This window comes from Proteus sp. G2669 (assembly GCF_009915245.1).
GTDB lineage: Bacteria > Pseudomonadota > Gammaproteobacteria > Enterobacterales > Enterobacteriaceae > Proteus.
Genome location: NZ_JAABLX010000046.1, coordinates 106108 through 123119, shown reverse-complemented (window position 1 = coordinate 123119; position 17012 = coordinate 106108). Strand labels below are relative to the sequence as shown.

General features: G+C 37.0%; 19 protein-coding genes. 10 read left to right on the top strand and 9 right to left on the bottom strand.

All coding sequences use genetic code 11. The features are described from left to right. Nucleotides 1–2: 2 nt before the first annotated feature. Entirely contained in the window at nucleotides 3–1475 is a 1473-nt protein-coding gene (locus GWI68_RS12985; protein ID WP_109407719.1) for a M48 family metallopeptidase, read from the bottom strand. A gap of 154 nt (nucleotides 1476–1629) precedes the next feature. Here GWI68_RS12985 and GWI68_RS12980 point away from each other — a divergent pair, with 154 nt between their 5' ends. Beyond that, complete coding sequence (locus tag GWI68_RS12980) at nucleotides 1630–2706, top strand: AI-2E family transporter (RefSeq protein WP_166540559.1); 1077 nt, start codon at nucleotides 1630–1632, stop codon at nucleotides 2704–2706. A gap of 83 nt (nucleotides 2707–2789) precedes the next feature. Here GWI68_RS12980 and bcp read toward each other — a convergent pair whose 3' ends face one another. Together bcp and GWI68_RS12970 are read right to left on the bottom strand one after the other, a co-directional pair. Beyond that, complete coding sequence (gene bcp / locus GWI68_RS12975) at nucleotides 2790–3260, bottom strand: thioredoxin-dependent thiol peroxidase (RefSeq protein ID WP_166540558.1); 471 nt, start codon at nucleotides 3258–3260, stop codon at nucleotides 2790–2792. Nucleotides 3261–3278: 18 nt separating this feature from the next. Continuing rightward, nucleotides 3279–3836, bottom strand: coding sequence for a glycine cleavage system transcriptional repressor (locus GWI68_RS12970; protein ID WP_166540557.1), 558 nt, complete (start codon nucleotides 3834–3836; stop codon nucleotides 3279–3281). Nucleotides 3837–4051: 215 nt separating this feature from the next. Between GWI68_RS12970 and dapA the strand changes: the two genes are divergently transcribed. From dapA to purC, 4 genes are all read left to right on the top strand, one after another. Continuing rightward, a complete protein-coding gene (gene dapA, locus GWI68_RS12965) occupies nucleotides 4052–4951 on the top strand; it encodes a 4-hydroxy-tetrahydrodipicolinate synthase (protein ID WP_072068421.1) in 900 nt (299 codons plus the stop codon). Between the two features lie 16 nt (nucleotides 4952–4967). Beyond that, the gene (gene bamC / locus GWI68_RS12960; RefSeq protein WP_072068420.1) at nucleotides 4968–6014 is read left to right on the top strand and encodes an outer membrane protein assembly factor BamC; all 1047 of its coding nucleotides are present in this window, start codon (nucleotides 4968–4970) and stop codon (nucleotides 6012–6014) included. A gap of 289 nt (nucleotides 6015–6303) precedes the next feature. Next, nucleotides 6304–6894, top strand: coding sequence for a phosphatase PAP2 family protein (locus tag GWI68_RS12955; RefSeq protein ID WP_072068419.1), 591 nt, complete (start codon nucleotides 6304–6306; stop codon nucleotides 6892–6894). 512 nt (nucleotides 6895–7406) lie between these two features. Beyond that, the gene (gene purC, locus GWI68_RS12950) at nucleotides 7407–8120 is read left to right on the top strand and encodes a phosphoribosylaminoimidazolesuccinocarboxamide synthase (protein WP_072068417.1); all 714 of its coding nucleotides are present in this window, start codon (nucleotides 7407–7409) and stop codon (nucleotides 8118–8120) included. Nucleotides 8121–8294: 174 nt separating this feature from the next. Here the strand turns inward: purC and GWI68_RS12945 are convergent, their stop codons facing one another. Both GWI68_RS12945 and GWI68_RS12940 read right to left on the bottom strand, forming a co-directional pair. Next, nucleotides 8295–8906: a glutathione S-transferase family protein gene (locus GWI68_RS12945; protein ID WP_166540556.1), complete on the bottom strand. Its 612-nt coding sequence runs from the start codon at nucleotides 8904–8906 to the stop codon at nucleotides 8295–8297. Between the two features lie 93 nt (nucleotides 8907–8999). Further along, nucleotides 9000–9698, bottom strand: coding sequence for a YafY family protein (locus tag GWI68_RS12940; protein WP_166540555.1), 699 nt, complete (start codon nucleotides 9696–9698; stop codon nucleotides 9000–9002). A 220-nt stretch (nucleotides 9699–9918) separates the two neighbouring features. Between GWI68_RS12940 and GWI68_RS12935 the strand changes: the two genes are divergently transcribed. From GWI68_RS12935 to GWI68_RS12925, 3 genes are all read left to right on the top strand, one after another. Continuing rightward, nucleotides 9919–10803 (top strand): neutral zinc metallopeptidase, encoded by an 885-nt coding sequence (locus GWI68_RS12935; RefSeq protein WP_109407714.1) that lies wholly within the window; start codon nucleotides 9919–9921, stop codon nucleotides 10801–10803. A 61-nt stretch (nucleotides 10804–10864) separates the two neighbouring features. Continuing rightward, a complete protein-coding gene (locus tag GWI68_RS12930; RefSeq protein WP_006533030.1) occupies nucleotides 10865–11317 on the top strand; it encodes a DUF441 domain-containing protein in 453 nt (150 codons plus the stop codon). Between the two features lie 2 nt (nucleotides 11318–11319). Beyond that, on the top strand, nucleotides 11320–13368 hold the full coding sequence (locus GWI68_RS12925; protein WP_166540554.1) for a GNAT family N-acetyltransferase: 2049 nt from the start codon (nucleotides 11320–11322) through the stop codon (nucleotides 13366–13368). On the opposite strand, the gene GWI68_RS12920 is transcribed toward GWI68_RS12925, so the two are convergent. Beyond that, the gene (locus tag GWI68_RS12920; RefSeq protein ID WP_036936107.1) at nucleotides 13331–13540 is read right to left on the bottom strand and encodes a YpfN family protein; all 210 of its coding nucleotides are present in this window, start codon (nucleotides 13538–13540) and stop codon (nucleotides 13331–13333) included. The genes GWI68_RS12925 and GWI68_RS12920 overlap by 38 nt on opposite strands. A gap of 99 nt (nucleotides 13541–13639) precedes the next feature. Between GWI68_RS12920 and GWI68_RS12915 the strand changes: the two genes are divergently transcribed. Beyond that, nucleotides 13640–14023: a DUF454 family protein gene (locus GWI68_RS12915; protein ID WP_109407712.1), complete on the top strand. Its 384-nt coding sequence runs from the start codon at nucleotides 13640–13642 to the stop codon at nucleotides 14021–14023. A 2-nt stretch (nucleotides 14024–14025) separates the two neighbouring features. Here GWI68_RS12915 and GWI68_RS12910 read toward each other — a convergent pair whose 3' ends face one another. The 3 genes from GWI68_RS12910 to GWI68_RS12900 are packed head-to-tail and all read right to left on the bottom strand — an operon-like array spanning nucleotide 14026 to nucleotide 16198. After that, nucleotides 14026–14694, bottom strand: coding sequence for a M15 family metallopeptidase (locus GWI68_RS12910; RefSeq protein ID WP_166540553.1), 669 nt, complete (start codon nucleotides 14692–14694; stop codon nucleotides 14026–14028). Then, nucleotides 14691–15821: a succinyl-diaminopimelate desuccinylase gene (gene dapE / locus GWI68_RS12905; RefSeq protein WP_109407710.1), complete on the bottom strand. Its 1131-nt coding sequence runs from the start codon at nucleotides 15819–15821 to the stop codon at nucleotides 14691–14693. Before dapE ends, GWI68_RS12910 begins: the two co-directional genes overlap by 4 nt. Nucleotides 15822–15826: 5 nt before the next feature. Next, nucleotides 15827–16198 (bottom strand): ArsC family reductase, encoded by a 372-nt coding sequence (locus tag GWI68_RS12900; protein WP_072068406.1) that lies wholly within the window; start codon nucleotides 16196–16198, stop codon nucleotides 15827–15829. A 206-nt stretch (nucleotides 16199–16404) separates the two neighbouring features. Here GWI68_RS12900 and GWI68_RS12895 point away from each other — a divergent pair, with 206 nt between their 5' ends. After that, entirely contained in the window at nucleotides 16405–16965 is a 561-nt protein-coding gene (locus tag GWI68_RS12895) for a hypothetical protein (RefSeq protein ID WP_109407709.1), read from the top strand. Nucleotides 16966–17012 lie beyond the last annotated feature (47 nt).

Below are 17012 nucleotides of genomic sequence, written 5' to 3'. Positions count from 1 at the left end.
CCTTATTTAAATTGACTGTCTCTTTGCTGTATTTTTCTTAACTGGTCAATACGTGCATCAAAGCGTGCTTGGTCGTTACTGCCCAGTTTAACTTGTCTGCTTGCATCACCTAAATAACGGATCGCTGTTTCAAAGTCACCTCGGAGTGCTAAATCTTCCGCATAAGCCGCTAATTCATGAGCTCTATCACCTTGTTTAGCTGAGTTTTCTGCCATTAATTGCCAGCCAATAGGATCATTTGGATTATCAAAGGTATAACGATAAAGCAGACGATTAGCTTCGTTATATTGTTTATTATGTATATAAGAATTAGCCAAGTTAGCAATAATAACGTTGTTATTAGGGTTCTGCTTTAATGCCAATTGCAATCTTGCGACAGCATCACTTGCCCGATTTTGTTCTAAATCGATATCTGTCATTGCATCAATAAGCCAAATATTATTAGGCTCTTTTTCTAACATTGGAGTGAGTAATTTTCTTGCGTCATCAAATTTACGATCACGAGAGTAAATGAGTATTTGAGCATAGTTAGCCGCTAATTTTTCAAGCGTAGTACCTTGCTTAAACTGATCAAGCGTTGTTTGAAATGCATTATCCGCGGTGGGATTTTTATTTAGCATGGTTAATACACGCATTTTAGCAAACAGAAAATCTGCTGACTGAGGAAGTTGGCGCGCAGGATATTGGCTAGCTCGGCTTCTTGCATCGGATAATCGGCTATCCGGTAAGGGGTGCGTTAATAACATTTCAGGCGGTTTAGAACTATAGCGAACTTGGTCTGCAAGAATTTGCATAAAATCAGGCATCCCTTTGGGATCAAATCCAGCTCGATAGAGTGTTTGAATTCCAATACGATCTGCCTCTTGCTCGTTCATTTGTGTAAACGTGATCATATTCTGCTGCATCCCCGCCATACTCCCCGTAAAGGTTGCAAGCCCAGCGTTGGGATTGGCCATAAATATCAAAATAGAACCTAATACGCCAGCAAGTGCAAGAGGGGTTGTTTTTGCCTGATCTTCTAGCATTCGTGCTAAATGACGTTGAGTAACATGCGTGATTTCGTGAGCCATAACAGAGGCTAATTCACTTTCAGTTCGGCTATAGCGAAAGAGTGCGGAATGTAAAACAATGTTTCCCCCAAAATAAGCAAAGGCGTTAATATTGGGGTTATTAACTAAATAAAAGTGAAAAGGGGTTTTTACTGAGTTGGCATTAGAAACGAGTTTCTGCCCTAAATTATTAATGTAGTTAGAAAGTAAGGGGTCAAAAACTAATGGTGCACTATTTCGCAGTTGGCGAGTATAGTACTCACCCATAGCGATTTCTTGATTAATACTTAGCGTTGAACCTGCAGTGGTTCCCATATCAGGTAAAGAATCTTCAATATCAATCGCAGCATGTGCTGGCACTACTGATGTTGATAGCAACGCAGAAACAAGAAGCGCGACTAATGGTTTTTTAAGTCTGAGTTTCATACAACTATATCCTGATGGCTATCTTAACGAAAAATTAATAATTAATGATGTATGATAGCAAAACCTAACGTAAAATCTGTCAAAAGATTATTGCTTATATGAATGAATACATATAGCTCTATTGTTCTGATTATTATAAAGGATCTTTATTTTCATGCTGGACTTGCTTGTTCAATGGTACAAACGCCGATTTGCTGATCCACAAGTTATCGCTCTTGTGGTTATCTTAATTGCAGGCTTTTCAATTCTGTACTTCTTCAGTGGCATACTCGCTCCTTTGTTAGTGGCAATTGTACTTGCCTATCTTTTAGAGTGGCCAACTCATTTACTTGAGAAATTAGGATGTGCCCGAATTTGGGCCGTATCGATAATTCTGACACTTTTTATCGGTATTAGTGCCATCGTTATTTTGATTTTAGCACCAACGGTTTGGCAACAAGGGATGACTCTAATTTCAGATATCCCAAATATGATCAATAAGTTCAATGCATTTGCACATGAATTACCTGATCGTTTCCCTGCATTAATGGATGCGGGTATTGTTGATATGATGGCAGAAAACTTACGTAGTAAGTTCTCAACAGTTGCGGAATCTGTCTTAAAGGTGTCTTTAGCTTCATTAATCGGTGTTATCACACTTTCTATTTATCTTATTCTTGTTCCTTTAATGACGTTCTTTTTGCTTAAAGATAAGCAACAAATGCTTAATGCTGTGCGTCGTGTTTTACCAAAAAATAGAATACTGGCAGCGCAAGTTTGGATTGAAGTTAATCAGCAAATAACCAACTATATTCGCGGCAAAGTGACAGAAATGGTTATTGTTGGCATTTTTACTTATTTTGTTTTTGCCTTCTTCGATCTACGTTATTCCGTACTGCTTGCTGTTATTGTCGGTGTCTCTGTTTTAGTGCCTTATGTTGGTGCTGTTTTAGCGACGATCCCTGTGATTGTTATTGCGCTTTCTCAATGGGGATTAGGATCTGATTTTTGGGCGTTATTCATCGCTTATCTTGTTGTTCAAGGATTAGATAGCAATTTATTAGTGCCAATTTTGTATTCTGAAGCCGTCAATATGCACCCTTTAGTCATTATATTGTCAGTGATTATATTCGGTGGAATGTGGGGATTTTGGGGCGTTTTCTTTGCTATACCATTAGCAACATTGATAAAAGCAGTATTGCATGCATTACCCGATGAAATTGCGAATGAGCAACATATAAAGAAAAGCTAAGTATCGCCTTGAATGTATTAACAAAAAACAAATAAAAAACAGACAGTGTAAACTGTCTGTTATCTTATCATTTTAACCATTTATTATGGATGCTGAGCGAGATATTCGAGAACGATTTGATGGTGATTAGTTGTTTTAAAGCTATCAAAAACATGTTCAATAACGCCGTTTTTATCAATTAAGAAAGAAGTACGATGAATACCATCGTAAGTTTTTCCCATAAATTGCTTTTCTCCCCAAATACCAAATTCTTCTGCAACTTTATGATCTTCATCTGAAAGCAACGTGAAATTTAACATCTCTTTTTCAGCGAAACGGAAAAGTTTTTCTGATTTATCTGTGCTGATACCTAGCACTTCAACTTTGGCTTTCTTTAATGCATCCATTTCATCACGTAAGCCACAAGCTTGAGTTGTACAACCCGGTGTCATTGCTTTAGGGTAAAAGTAAACGAGCACACGTTGGCCAGCGAAATCAGATAAATTAATTGTTTCTCCATCTTGGTCGGGCAGACTGAATTGAGGCGCCTTTTCACCGGCTTTTAATGGGTTCATTTGGTCATTCTCCATTTTTTACTGTTTCATCATCAGACTATTTACGATACTTATTGTGCCTTGAGCATTTAGCTCTGTACATAACTGATTGAATTTCTCATTAATAACAAGACCGTGATCATCTAATGGATTATGCGCCGTGATTTGTATCTCTAAACGGGCAGGAGTGCCATCTTCTGACAGGTGGGTTTTAGAAATTAATTCAGCAAGATTAAAATTATGCTGGCTAAACAAATTAGTAAAGCGTTCTACAATACCGGGTGCATCTTCAATATCAACCTTCGCTGCAATGGTAGAAGGATAGGTAATGGGAGCCCCATTTTTAGTTCTTTTCATGACGGTCAATAAATCAAGTTCCGCACTTTTAATCGGCAACAACGCTTCTAACTGTGCGATAGCGTTCCAGCCACCTGAGAGTAGCATGATAAACGTAAACTCTTGACCAAACATCGCAAGTCGGCTGTCCTCGATATTACATCCACATTGGCTGACTAATTGTGTAATGGTATCAACAATACCTGGGCGGTCAGCGCCTAATGCAGTAATGACGAGAAAATGTTTATCAGGTATGGGCAAAATGAGGTTCCTTTTGACTTTCAGTTTATTCTTAACAGGTAAACACAAATTTTGATTTCTGCCAAGATCCCTTGCTCACTATCTTCAATTATTATATCTCTTTAATTCATATCAAAGAATATTAGCAAATTTCATTAGAAACCTAGAGTTAAGTAGTTTTCAATAGAGCAATGAATGAGTACCATTGAGTATACGTCTATCTCGGAGCAATGATTATGGTGAATAACGAATTTAATTTTACAGGCAGTATGGTGGCATTGGTTACACCAATGGACGCAAAAGGCAATGTTGACCGGGTTAGTTTACGTAAATTAGTTGACTATCATGTTAATGCAGGCAGTGCTGCCATTGTTTCTGTCGGTACAACAGGAGAGTCAGCAACATTAAGTCATGACGAGCATGTTGATGTCGTTTTAATGACATTAGATATGGCAGATGGGCGTATTCCTGTGATTGCAGGTACGGGTGCCAATGCAACATCTGAAGCCGTTTGGTTTACACAACAATTTGAAAACAAAGGTATTGTGGGTTGTTTAAGTGTGACGCCATATTATAATAAACCTTCACAAGAAGGCTTGTATCAGCATTTTAAAGCGATTTCTGAAAGCACTGCACTACCACAAATCCTGTATAATGTGCCAGGACGTACTGGATGCGATTTATTGCCAGTAACAGTTGCACGTTTAGCCAAGTTGGATAATATTGTGGCAATTAAAGAGGCGACAGGGAACTTAAGTAGGGTTAGTCAAATCCAAGAGTTGGTTAATGATGATAGTTTTATCTTATTAAGTGGAGATGACGCATCATCATTAGACTTTATGCAACTTGGTGGTCACGGTGTTATTTCGGTTACTGCTAACGTTGCTGCGTCAGAGATGGTAGAATTATGTCGATTAGCAAATGCGGGTGAGTTTGCAAAAGCACGTGAACTTAATCGACGTCTGATGGACTTGCATCATCAGTTATTTGTTGAACCTAATCCAATCCCAGCTAAATGGGCGTGTCAACGTATTGGATTGATTGAAGACGCCACATTGCGCTTACCTATGACTCCGTTGACATCATCAGGTCAGCAAATTGTCGAGAAAGCGCTGTTAACAGCGGGAATACTGTAAAACTTAGGGAATTTTAATGGCAACACTATTGCATAAATCAAAGATTATGAAAGTCGCGGGTCTGTCGCTGGTGGTTTTACTGGCAGCCTGTTCAAGTGATCAGCGCTATAAACGTCAGGTCAGTGGTGATGAGTCTTATTTAGAGACGGCAGGGCTAAAGAATTTAGCTATTCCGGCGGGTATGGTGTTGCCTTTGCAAAATGGGGAATATGATATTCCAACCCCTAAAAAAACTGAGCCAGTAGGTTTAGCGCTTGATATTCGTCCACCGACTCAAGCTCTGAACTTATTAAGTGGTTCACGTAGTGAAAATAATGCAGATAACAGCAAACTGTTCTTACCTAGCACACCTGAAAATACAACACTATATGAGCAAGTAACGGCTATCTTAAAGGATAAAGGCGTTGCTATTGTAAAAAGTGATGCAGGGCAAAAAGAAATTCATACTGATTGGATAACATGGTTACGTGCAGATGAAAACGTGCCTTTCCAAACACGTCAACGTTTAGTAATAGCTCAAGCGGGTAATGTAATTTCATTAACCGTGACTAACGAAGGTTTACGCCAAGGCGAAACAGATGTTACTGATCCAGCTGAAGTGAAACGTTATAATATTTTAATGCTTAATGAACTGGTTGATGGTTTAAACCGTATGCGTAATTTAAGCGAAAATACAGCTACAAGTAATCTTCAGGGTATTATTGATGTCCAGAGTGGCAGTGATAATGCAGGGCTTCCAGTGATTATTGTACGTGCGCCATTCGATGTTGTTTGGGATAGATTGCCAATCGCATTAGAAAGCGTGGGAATGAAAATGGGCGACCGCACACGTTCTAAAGGTTCAGTTGAAGTGACCTATAAAGGAATGAGTAGCGCAAATTGGAGCTCGTTAGGTGTTGATAGACCAACTGTAGAAGAAGCGGATTATAAATTACAAGTAGGTGATTTAAATAACCGTAGTAGCCTACAATTTATTAGTGATAAAGGTAAGCCATTAACACAATCACAGAATGATCAAATGGTTGCAGCATTGAAAGCCGCTTTCAGTAAACCTGTGAAATAAGTATTCCGCTTTATAAAATAAAGAGAAACCGCACAATTGATATTGTGCGGTTTTTTTATGTCTTTAATAGGTAAAAGTTATCTATTCTTATTTTTATTTCTAGAGATTTAAATAGAGATTCACTATTAAATCTGTCATAAATTGAATGCTCTTTTAATGATAATGTTAAATTTGATGTTATTAATAATATTAATCTTAATGCAATGATCTTAAATCTATGTAATATTGCATCAATTCTTATTCTTAATAAAAATAACAAAGCATTCTCTGACTATATGAAGGAGTATTTATGAGTGCGGGTGATATGATTATTCACTTGATATTAAGTGGGATACTTATTGTAGGTGTTTATCAATTCTATTTTTTTACTCAACGATATACATTGAGAGAAGTGAAAGTAATTAATTCACCTGTTGATGAAAAAATTCCTTTCTGGCCTTGGTGGTCATGGATTTATAGTTTCTTATATTATCCAGCAATTCTATATCTTAACTGGATTATTCAAGACTCAAGACAATTTATTATGATTGTTTTTAGTTATATAGTTCTGTTGGTCATGCAAATGTTTTTCTTTGTAGTATTTCCTGTTGCAACCCCTGCACATTGGCGAACCATTAATCCAGGAAAAACGGCATCAGAAAAATTTCTTAAGTTTGTTCAACACTTTGATGACTCATCAAACTGCTTCCCTAGTATGCACGTTTCAGTTGCAACACTTACGGCTTGTCTTGCTTATGCAACACTAGGGCCTTGGGTTTTCTTATTCCCATTATTTATTGCTTTATCTTGTATGTTTACTAAACAACACTATTTAATTGATTTGCCAGCAGGTGCCTTATTGGGTTGGTTTGCTTATGAAATTTATTGCTTTATTATGTAATAAAATTTTTATGCCATTTGTATTCGTAGGAATATTTGAAAAATACAAAGATAAATGAATAAAAATAGCTTATTGCAATTTAGTAATAAGAGATATAACCAAATTAGTTTCTAATAAAAAAGAAGTTAGTTTGGTTTTTTTATTCACAATAACTAAAAATAGGTGTAATGAAAAATGAATCAATCAATTATTAAAAATAATATAACTCTAAAAAGGAGATGATACAGTGGTATAAACTAAAAATATTCTTATTTTGATTTTTTATATTATCTATATTCTATACTTTATTATAGAACTTCTTTTTATTATTTTTAGTGGTTAATTATTGTTACTTTTAATGCTAAAGCTAATAATTTGCTTTTATTGTCTATAAACAGTGTTGTTATCAGTACGTTATCTTCAAGATTTTTTAGTGATAGTTCTCACGTTTTAAAAGCTTTTTTATCTAATCTAGAGTAGAGTATGGGAAGCAAATTTCTTGTTAAACCTATCACATCTTTGGAGTGTGTCAGATGCAGAAAAAAGCTGAGTTGTATCGTGGAAAGGCCAAGACAGTCTATACCACTGAATCTTCTGATTTTCTTATCCTTGAATTCAGAAATGATACATCAGCGTTAGATGGCCAACGTATTGAACAGTTTGATCGTAAAGGCATGGTAAATAATAAATTTAACCATTTCATTATGAATAAACTGGAAGAAGCGGGTATCCCAACGCAGATGGAACGTTTGCTTTCTGATAATGAAGTGCTAGTCAAAAAACTCGATATGGTGCCTGTTGAATGTGTTATCCGCAATCGTGCGGCTGGCTCATTAGTTAAACGTTTAGGCGTTGAAGAAGGTATGCTTTTAAACCCACCTATTTTTGATTTATTCTTAAAAGATGATGCACGTCATGATCCTATGGTGAATGAATCTTATTGTGAAACCTTTAATTGGGTATCTAAAGAAAACCTCGCAGAAATGAAACGTCTTAGCTATAAAGCAAACGATGTCCTTAGTGAATTGTTTGATAAAGCAGGGCTTATTTTAGTCGATTTTAAACTCGAATTTGGTCTATTCCACGGTAAAGTTGTATTGGGTGATGAATTCTCTCCCGATGGTAGCCGTCTATGGGATAAAAATACCTTAGATAAAATGGATAAAGATCGTTTCCGTCAAAGCTTAGGCGGATTAATTGAAGCATACGAAGAAGTTGCACGTCGAATCGGTGTTTCTTTAGACTAAATACGCAAACGATTACGTCAAGTTAAACAAGATGTAATTAGAAAAGGTCAGCTTAAAAACTGACCTTTTGTCTTAATAGAAGCATTTTAAATGAAATATATTAAACAAATATAGCAATGCTACTAAGCAACTATGGTGATAGCTTAATTGAATTACGTTTAATAATAAGAAAATTTATCGTAATCCTAAGCTTTCTAATAATTGTTTAATTTCATTATTAAGTGCAAGGCTATCAATATATTGGTTAATCAGTGGTGTAGGCTGGATAAGTGCATACTTGCACAAAAATATAAGGAAATAACCTACATACACATCAACGGCAGTCAGATTTTTGCCACAAATATAAGTATTAGCACTAGCTAGCCCCGTTTCTAAACAATGAAAGGCTCGTTCAAATGAACCAAAACCAGAGGATTTTTGTTGTTCTTCATTCAACTCTATACTGAGATCTTTGACTGTAAATGCCGCTTCAATGGGTCCTGCGGTAAAAAAGAACCAACGATAATAAGCTGCACGTTCGGGGGAATTTAGTGCAGGTGCAAATCCTTTCTCAATAAACTTATCCGCTAAATAAGCACAAATTGCGGAAGTTTCTGTAACAATATATTCGCCATCAACTAATGCAGGAACCTTTGCCATCGGATTAATTGCAAGGTATTCAGGGCTATGCATTGGTTCACCATACGCTAATTCAACACGTTGATATGGCACATTGAGTATTTTTAAAAAGAGCTCAACCGTGTTGCCGCGAGACATTGTATTAGTATAAAGGATAAGTTCACTCATGATGTTTCCTTACTGTGTTGATTGAGATTATGTTTGTTTAAACTGAAATTGCTAAACTAATAACAGCAAGGAAGATATTACGGAAGTTGAGTGTCAATTATTGTCAGGAGTGTCTTTGAGGATCTCTTTTTTCCATCTATCGAGCAAATAACTTTTTGGATAAGGTAAATTATCACTTAATACATCATAAGAAATAATTCTATCAAGTCTAAAATGGCGATAGCTTTGACGCAATTCACACCATGCAGCAATGACTTGTGAGTCTTGAAAGTAGCCAATCGCAATCGGCCAAATAATACGATGACTTAATTGTTTTTGAGCGTCTTTATAATCAATCTTCGCTTTTTTCTCTTCACGCAAACTTAAACGTAAATCTTTAGCAATAGTGTGGTTAACTTCAATAATTCGGTTTGTAGGAACAAATAATGTATTTTGTTCAAGTAAGGTTTGATGCTGTGTTGTGACCACGGCATTAATTTTATTAATTGCACGTAATGCCGAGTAGCTTAATTCGTTATCTGTATTATTTTCAACCCAACGTAACCCTAAGATAAGGGCCTCCAATTCATTAATATCAAAGGTTAATGGAGGAAGTAATAATCCTGATTTTAATTGATAACCCATACCCGCTTCACCCGTAATTTCAGCACCTTGATCACGTAGAGATTCAATATCACGATAAATCGACCGTACACTTATGTGTAATTTATCAGCGAGCGCTTCAGCAGTTATCGGATAACGGTTTTCTTTTAAAATTTGTAATAAAGTGAGTAAGCGTTGGGTCCGAGTCATTAAGATCTCAATGTGTTAACAAAAAATACGATGATTAGGAATAAGAATTCTATTATGAAATGACTAGAGTGTGTTGAGTTATTTTCTCTAATAGTCTCTATTACCTTGCTCTTAAAAAATAGGGAATAGAGATGGCAATTTTTTGTTATTATCTCAAATCAAGTGATAAATTTACTCATAATAAAGATAAATTAGCCTATTAAACTAGTGGGGATAAGTTATGCGTTGGAATGATCGCCGAAGAAGTAATAATGTAGAAGACCGAAGGGGACAACCTTCCTCTGCATCTGGTGGTGGCAATCTCCCATTAGGATTAATTGCACTTTTACTGCGTACTAAATATGGTTTTGTAATAATTATTGTTTTAGTTATCGCCAGCTTTATGGGATTTGATTTTAACACGTTAACGGGGGGCAACAATCAAGCCCCACAACGTAATGAGCAACAAACCGCACTTTATAATGAAGCTGCCGATTTTAGTAGTGTTATTTTAGCCAGTACTGAAGATTTCTGGCGGACAATTTTTGCACAAGCAGGAAAACAATATAGTGATCCTAAACTCGTGCTATATACCAATAGCACAACAACACAATGTGGAACTGGTACAAAAATAATGGGGCCATTTTATTGTCCCGCTGATCGAAAAATCTATCTTGATCTCTCTTTTTATAATGAAATGAAAAATAGCTTAGGTGGTGGTGGCGAATTTGCCCAAGGTTATGTTATTTCTCATGAAGTTGGTCATCATGTTCAGCATTTATTAGGCATTACAACTCAAATGCGTGAAAAACAACAAATGGCTCGCTCAAAAGCAGAAGCAAATCGTTTATCTGTAAAATTAGAGCTACAAGCTGACTGCTTTGCGGGAATGTGGGGGCATTTTATTGCAGGTGAAGGCCGTATTGATGAAAGTGATGTATTAACGGCAATTAAAACAGCGCAAGCTATTGGTGATGATAAATTACAGCAACAACAGCAAGGTTATGCAGTTCCTGATAGCTTTACACATGGCACCGCAGAACAGCGAAAAACTTGGTTTATGCGTGGTTATAACAGCGGTAGTATCAAATCTTGCGATACATTTGCTTCTTCGTCTTTGAACTAATACCATTCTTTGGTAAATAAAAGACAATTAACACTATAAAGAGAAAGGGTTAGGAACAAACATGAGTAATGTTGATCCCTCATTATTAATTTTACTGGTCCTCGCAGGGCTCGGTATTATTAGTCATAATATGACTGTAACATTAGCTATGCTGGCTTTGTTAGTTATTAAAATTACACCATTAAATCAATATTTTCCTGTTGTTGAAAAATATGGCATGACCATAGGTATCTTAATTCTTACCATTGGCGTAATGACACCTATTGCAACGGGGCGTATATCAGGACAAGAAGTTCTTAATTCATTCTTAAATTGGAAATCACTATTAGCGATTGCTATTGGTATTGCTGTTTCTTGGTTAGGCGCTAGAGGTGTTTCTTTAATGAATAACCAGCCTTCAACAGTTGCTGGCTTATTAGTGGGAACGGTGATTGGAGTAGCGCTTTTCCGAGGTGTTCCAGTTGGGCCATTAATTGCAGCTGGTATTCTTTCGTTATTAATTGGTAAATCCTAGTAGTGTCATTCTCCCATTTGCATCAATACCAACAAAAGTTAGCGCGATTTGGGCAGCGTCAATTACTGCTATTAGCGGGCGATCCAACATGGCAAGCAGAACAGATCCTGCAAATTACCCAGTTATGCGAAGGTGATTGGATAACGATTTCCTCCAGTAAACCTAATGCTATTTTACCAGCGCACGCTATTCGTTTGCTAGGACGAGAGTTTCTACATGCTGTTTTTGATGCTAATGAGGGATTTAATACCGATGCTTTAGCGATGTTAACGGGCACATTAAAAGCTGGTAGTTTATTGATCCTGTGCTTACCCGATATTGATAATTGGGATCGCTACATAGATAACGATAGTCAGCGCTGGAATGATGCTCAAGGTATACTTTCAACACCAAATTTTATGGGATGGTTAAAAGATATCACGTTGGGTGGTGGTCAAGTGATTGTGTGGCAACAATCAACATTATTGAAATTGCCTACAATGATAGAAAAAACTAAACCTTGGGTGCTTCCACAAGGTGAACCAACCACAGAGCAGCAAGTGATTTTAGATAATTTGCTTATATCGACATCTGGTGTTTGGAGTGTTATTGCACCAAGAGGACGTGGGAAATCTGCGCTTGCTGGTATGTTTATCGAGCAATGTCAAGGTAATGTGATAGTTTGTGCACCAGCTAAAAATAGCACTGATGTTTTATCTTTCCATACCAACAAAGTCATTTCATTTTACTCTCCTGATAATTTATTAGCTCTGTGCAAAAATAATGCAATTCAAAGTGATTGGTTGATCATTGATGAAGCTGCTTCTCTACCAATTGCACAATTAGAAGTGCTGTGTGGTTATTTTCCTAATGTGTTAATGACAACCACAGTACAAGGTTATGAGGGAACAGGGCGCGGTTTTATGCTTAAATTAGGAGACAACATTCCCAATTTACGCATCTATCAATTACAAACACCAATCCGTTGGGCTAAAGATTGTCCATTAGAAAATTGGCTTAATCAGTTGTTATTGCTTGATGAACCTGAATATGATTTTGAACGCCAGCAACAAGGTGAAGTCGATATCCAGCAGCTTCAAGGAAATTGGCATAATAATATTCCACAATTACATGGATTTTATCAACTTCTTACTAGTGCGCATTATCGAACAACACCATTGGATCTACGGCGTTTACTTGATGGCCAAAAACAGCGTTATTGGTCAGCGACAATCAATAAAAAAATTGTAGGTGCCGTGTGGTGTATTGAAGAAGGGGGGTTACCTTTCAAACTTGCTTATGAGGTATGGCTGGGTACTCGTAGGCCTAGAGGTAATCTACTTGCACAATCATTAGTCACCTATGGTTTAACGCCAGATGCGGTGTGTTTAACCTCATTGCGTATTAGTCGAATTGCCGTTTTGCCTCAATATCGACGTCAGAAAATTGCCGCAACTTTAATAACTAATATTGTAAAAGAGAGCCAAAAACAGGCTATTGATTACCTTTCAGTGAGCTTTGGTTACACTGAAGTTTTAGCGCAGTTTTGGATGCAATGTGGCTTTCAAATAGTACGATTAGGGGTACACAAAGAGGCAAGTAGTGGATGTTATGCCGCAATGGCAATTTATCCACTAACAGAAAAAGGTGAACAGTTATTACGCTCGTCTTTAAGTGCTTTTGCTTTGCAATATCAGAAGATAAAACAGCAAACAGGCATCTGTTTATCAATGAAATTGCTACCCCATCATATTGCTACACCACAAGATACTTGGTTAATGATGGCAGGTTTCGCATTTGCTCATCGTCCGGAGCTCACCGTTTATGAGAGTGTTGCCAACTTTTTGGTAGGTTATGAGCAACACTACCCGTTATTGGTGGCTTTTTTTGTAGAAAATAAAACAGTTGAACAGTGTGTAGCTGAGTTTTCTTTATCAGGAAAAAAAGTCTTAGCTAAGCAACTAAGAGAACAATGCGCAAAATTAATGGCTGAAAGAGATCCTCAATTAACATCGCATTATCAACAGTGGTTAGCTACTTGTTCTCATCCTTCTTGTTTTGATTTTGTTTAGGCCAATCATCTTCATCATCCCATTTATCATTAAAATCACGGTGTGGGGGTAATTTCCGCTTATTTTTAAGAAATTGTTTAGGATCGATTTTGTTCATATCTTTAATTGCGTTAATAATAATTCCCACCAAAAGAATTAAAATAACCCACCAATAGTCAGCAAACCAGTGCATAAATAAACCTTCTGTTTTAGAATCGTTATTGAGAATGAGGATCTTTTTTATTTAACGCTATAAAATGACCAAATACAGCATAAGTTGGAAAAGCACAGTATGAAACGGATATTATTGATTATAGCAGGTTGGTTATGTGTTGGATTAGCCACGCTGGGTGTTATTTTACCTGTATTACCCACAACACCTTTTTTATTACTTGCTGCATGGTGTTTTTCACGCTCATCAACACGCTTTCATCATTGGTTGCTTTACCGTTCTTGGTTTGGTCCTTATTTACGTTATTGGCAAACTTATCGTGCCATGCCTAAAGGGGCGAAACCTAAAGCTATCTTAGTGATCTTAATTACTTTTGCGATTTCACTGTGGTTAGTATCAATGCTATGGGTCAGAATATTATTACTCATGATCCTAGTTTGTTTATTAATTTTTATGTGGAGACTTCCTGTAAACGATCAACAAGAAGCCCCATGTGAGAAATAATTTTATTCAGGCAAAACAATATAACGTGAAAATATCTCGTCAAGATTCGTTAATAACCACTGCTTACCATAAATATCTTCTTCCTCTAACACTGATTTAAGAATTTCAGGTGTGTAAGCAAGTGAGGCTTCATGAGATAGAGGCCAATAACTGATATGCCAAGGTTCGTAAGCAATATCGCTCTCTTTATGAGTAAAAGGGCGATAAAAATCATATGCTGACATATTTTCCGTTAACCACTCATTAAGCTCTGCAAAATAGCCTCCGTCTTCATACTCCCAAGGCTCTAACTGTAATGATTGTCCTTCAGGTAAGCGAAAAGGATCATAAATATCAATTTCAGTTCCCCAATGGTGGCGACTTGCTCCCGGCAATGCTGACCATTTTAAAATGGCAGTACAACGCTCACCTTCTGATAGTGAATGAATATCTATTGGTTGGCTTTGTGCATCTAAGACAGGGCGCGTTCCTTCAAATTTGCCATTCCATATTGCCAGTTGGCGATTAAAATCGCGAAAAGAGCTGGCTGGCATTAATTTAAAACCTGCTTTTGTTGCTTGTTGCTGTAATGCTAAAAACGCTTTAGTGGCATTAAATTGTAAACGGTGTTGGCCTGATAAAGTGACCAAATGGTCGGTAGAACGACCCGTTAACATTAGAGGTGTTATCATAAAATAAGTTGCTCCATCACTCGCTGATAAATTCGACTAAGTTGCTGTAAGTCTGCCGCATTGACACATTCATTCACTTTGTGAATAGTTGCATTCACAGGGCCTAACTCAACAACTTGTGCTCCCATTTGAGCAATAAATCGCCCATCAGAAGTGCCTCCGCTGGTGGAGAGCTCTGGTTCTAAATTGGTATAATGTTTAACAGAATAGCGAACCGCTTCAAGCAATTTACCTTGACCAGTAATAAAAGGTTGACCTGATAAAGACCATTCTAAATGATAACTAAGTTGGTGTTTTTGCAATAAAGCTTCTGTACGTTGACGAATTTCTTCATCAGTAATTGCGGTGCTAAAACGGAAATTAAATTGGATAAACAACTCACCAGGAATAACATTATTACTGCCAGTACCTGCATGAATATTGGCAATTTGCATGGTTGTTGCTGGGAAAAATTCGTTGCCTTCATCCCAAACCGTATTGACTAATTCTTGAATAAAAGGGGATGCAGTATGAATAGGATTTTCTGCAAGGTGAGGGTAAGCGACATGCCCTTGTACACCCTGAATTAATAAATTCGCTGTTATTGAGCCACGACGGCCATTTTTTACCATATCACCTAATTGATGTTGGCTTGAAGGTTCACCGACAAGGCAATAATCGAGACGTTCGCCTCGTGACATCAAAGATTGCACAACTTTCACTGTGCCATCTGCTGCTTTTGCTTCTTCATCGGAGGTAATTAAAAAAGCCAGCCGTCCACGATGATCAGGATAAGAACGAACAAAACGTTCTGCGGCAACAATCATTGCGGCAAGAGAACCTTTCATATCAGCAGCACCGCGCCCATAAAGCATGCCATCACGTATTGACGGTTCAAACGGTGGTTGTTCCCATAATGCAGGATCACCAGTAGGAACTACATCTGTATGACCAGCAAAGGCCAGAGTTTCGCCCTCACCACCACGGCAAGCCCATAAATTCTCTGTTTCACCAAAAGGCATTCTTTCAATAGTAAAACCAAGAGGAGCTAGCCTATCAATAATCAATTGTTGACAACCTTGATCGTCAGGGCTTATCGACGGACGTGAAATTAATTGTTGTGCAAGTTCAATAACAGGACAGGACATAAATATTAGGCTCCTGTAAAGGTCAAATAGTCATTAGTATTAAAACCGACAATAAAGCGGTTATCTGATGAGACAAGAATAGGGCGCTTAATGATAGCGGGTTTATCTAACATCAGTGAAATAGCGGAGGTAACATCCGTGATTGCATTTTTTTCTTCATCAGATAATTGGCGCCAAGTTGTTCCTCTTTTATTCACAAGTGTCTGCCAATCTAAGTTTTCTGTAAAGGTGCGTAATAATGCTTCCGTCAAACCCTCTTTGCGGTAATCATGAAACGCGTAAGGAACATGATTATCATCTAGCCATTTACGTGCTTTTTTGATTGTATCGCAATTTTTTATGCCGTACATGGTATATGTCAGGTTTGTCGTGGACATGATATTTTCCTTATATGACAATACGTAATATTAGTATTGATGAGAATGAGTGTTATACAATTTCAAAATAACAGCTTTTGTTGTAGTGAAAAATCCTATTTACATTATAAAATATATCGGATATTAAACTGTCACGTTAGTGTAACGAATTGTGTAGCGTAGAGTAATACAAATACGAATAAAGATTTCCGTTGGTAAAAGAGAATATGAAAAGTATTTCACTGAGTCTTATATTACTTTTACTTTCTTCTTTTAGCTGGGCAGATGAAGAAAATGACAGTCAAAAAGTTGATGAGTATAAAATAGCCTTAGAAGCTTTTTTTAACAGTGATTATTTATTGTGTTTGGGCGAAGGGAAATGGCCTGTATATAGCAATGAAGATGATGCACCTTGGGTGTTAGAAAGAATGCATGCATTAGTTGAGGCTGGATTAATTGAACAAACAGCAAATGGAGAAGAATGGGTGTTCAATCTCAGTGAAAAAGGACGCACAGCGTGGCAACCTTACCAAGACTTCTGCTATGGTCATCTGTTTATTAGCCAAATAAAAGAGATCCAACCGATAGGATCAGGTAAAAGTAAAATTTATTTCTATTATGGTGTAAAAGGCATTCCTTCATGGGCAACTAATGAGGAAATACAATCCGCTTTTAGTGAACTTGATATTGTCATAAATGGAATTAATCGGGAGCTCTATCAGTTAAATATTGAAAAAATGCCAGATAACCATTTTAAAGTATTAAGTTACCCTGTTCCTATTGAGTAATGAATGACTTAATACATGTTTAAGCAAAATATTCAATAATAACTCTG

Excerpts from the sequence above, each read along its gene's own strand:
- GWI68_RS12985 (WP_109407719.1), bottom strand. The coding sequence starts at position 1,475 with ATGAAACTCAGACTTAAAAAACCATTAGTCGCGCTTCTTGTTTCTGCG.
- GWI68_RS12980 (WP_166540559.1), top strand. The coding sequence starts at position 1,630 with ATGCTGGACTTGCTTGTTCAATGGTACAAACGCCGATTTGCTGATCCA.
- bcp (WP_166540558.1), bottom strand. The coding sequence starts at position 3,260 with ATGAACCCATTAAAAGCCGGTGAAAAGGCGCCTCAATTCAGTCTGCCC.
- dapA (WP_072068421.1), top strand. The coding sequence starts at position 4,052 with ATGGTGAATAACGAATTTAATTTTACAGGCAGTATGGTGGCATTGGTT.
- bamC (WP_072068420.1), top strand. The coding sequence starts at position 4,968 with ATGGCAACACTATTGCATAAATCAAAGATTATGAAAGTCGCGGGTCTG.
- GWI68_RS12955 (WP_072068419.1), top strand. The coding sequence starts at position 6,304 with ATGAGTGCGGGTGATATGATTATTCACTTGATATTAAGTGGGATACTT.
- purC (WP_072068417.1), top strand. The coding sequence starts at position 7,407 with ATGCAGAAAAAAGCTGAGTTGTATCGTGGAAAGGCCAAGACAGTCTAT.
- GWI68_RS12945 (WP_166540556.1), bottom strand. The coding sequence starts at position 8,906 with ATGAGTGAACTTATCCTTTATACTAATACAATGTCTCGCGGCAACACG.
- GWI68_RS12940 (WP_166540555.1), bottom strand. The coding sequence starts at position 9,698 with ATGACTCGGACCCAACGCTTACTCACTTTATTACAAATTTTAAAAGAA.
- GWI68_RS12935 (WP_109407714.1), top strand. The coding sequence starts at position 9,919 with ATGCGTTGGAATGATCGCCGAAGAAGTAATAATGTAGAAGACCGAAGG.
- GWI68_RS12930 (WP_006533030.1), top strand. The coding sequence starts at position 10,865 with ATGAGTAATGTTGATCCCTCATTATTAATTTTACTGGTCCTCGCAGGG.
- GWI68_RS12920 (WP_036936107.1), bottom strand. The coding sequence starts at position 13,540 with ATGCACTGGTTTGCTGACTATTGGTGGGTTATTTTAATTCTTTTGGTG.
- GWI68_RS12915 (WP_109407712.1), top strand. The coding sequence starts at position 13,640 with ATGAAACGGATATTATTGATTATAGCAGGTTGGTTATGTGTTGGATTA.
- GWI68_RS12910 (WP_166540553.1), bottom strand. The coding sequence starts at position 14,694 with ATGATAACACCTCTAATGTTAACGGGTCGTTCTACCGACCATTTGGTC.
- dapE (WP_109407710.1), bottom strand. The coding sequence starts at position 15,821 with ATGTCCTGTCCTGTTATTGAACTTGCACAACAATTAATTTCACGTCCG.
- GWI68_RS12900 (WP_072068406.1), bottom strand. The coding sequence starts at position 16,198 with ATGTCCACGACAAACCTGACATATACCATGTACGGCATAAAAAATTGC.
- GWI68_RS12895 (WP_109407709.1), top strand. The coding sequence starts at position 16,405 with ATGAAAAGTATTTCACTGAGTCTTATATTACTTTTACTTTCTTCTTTT.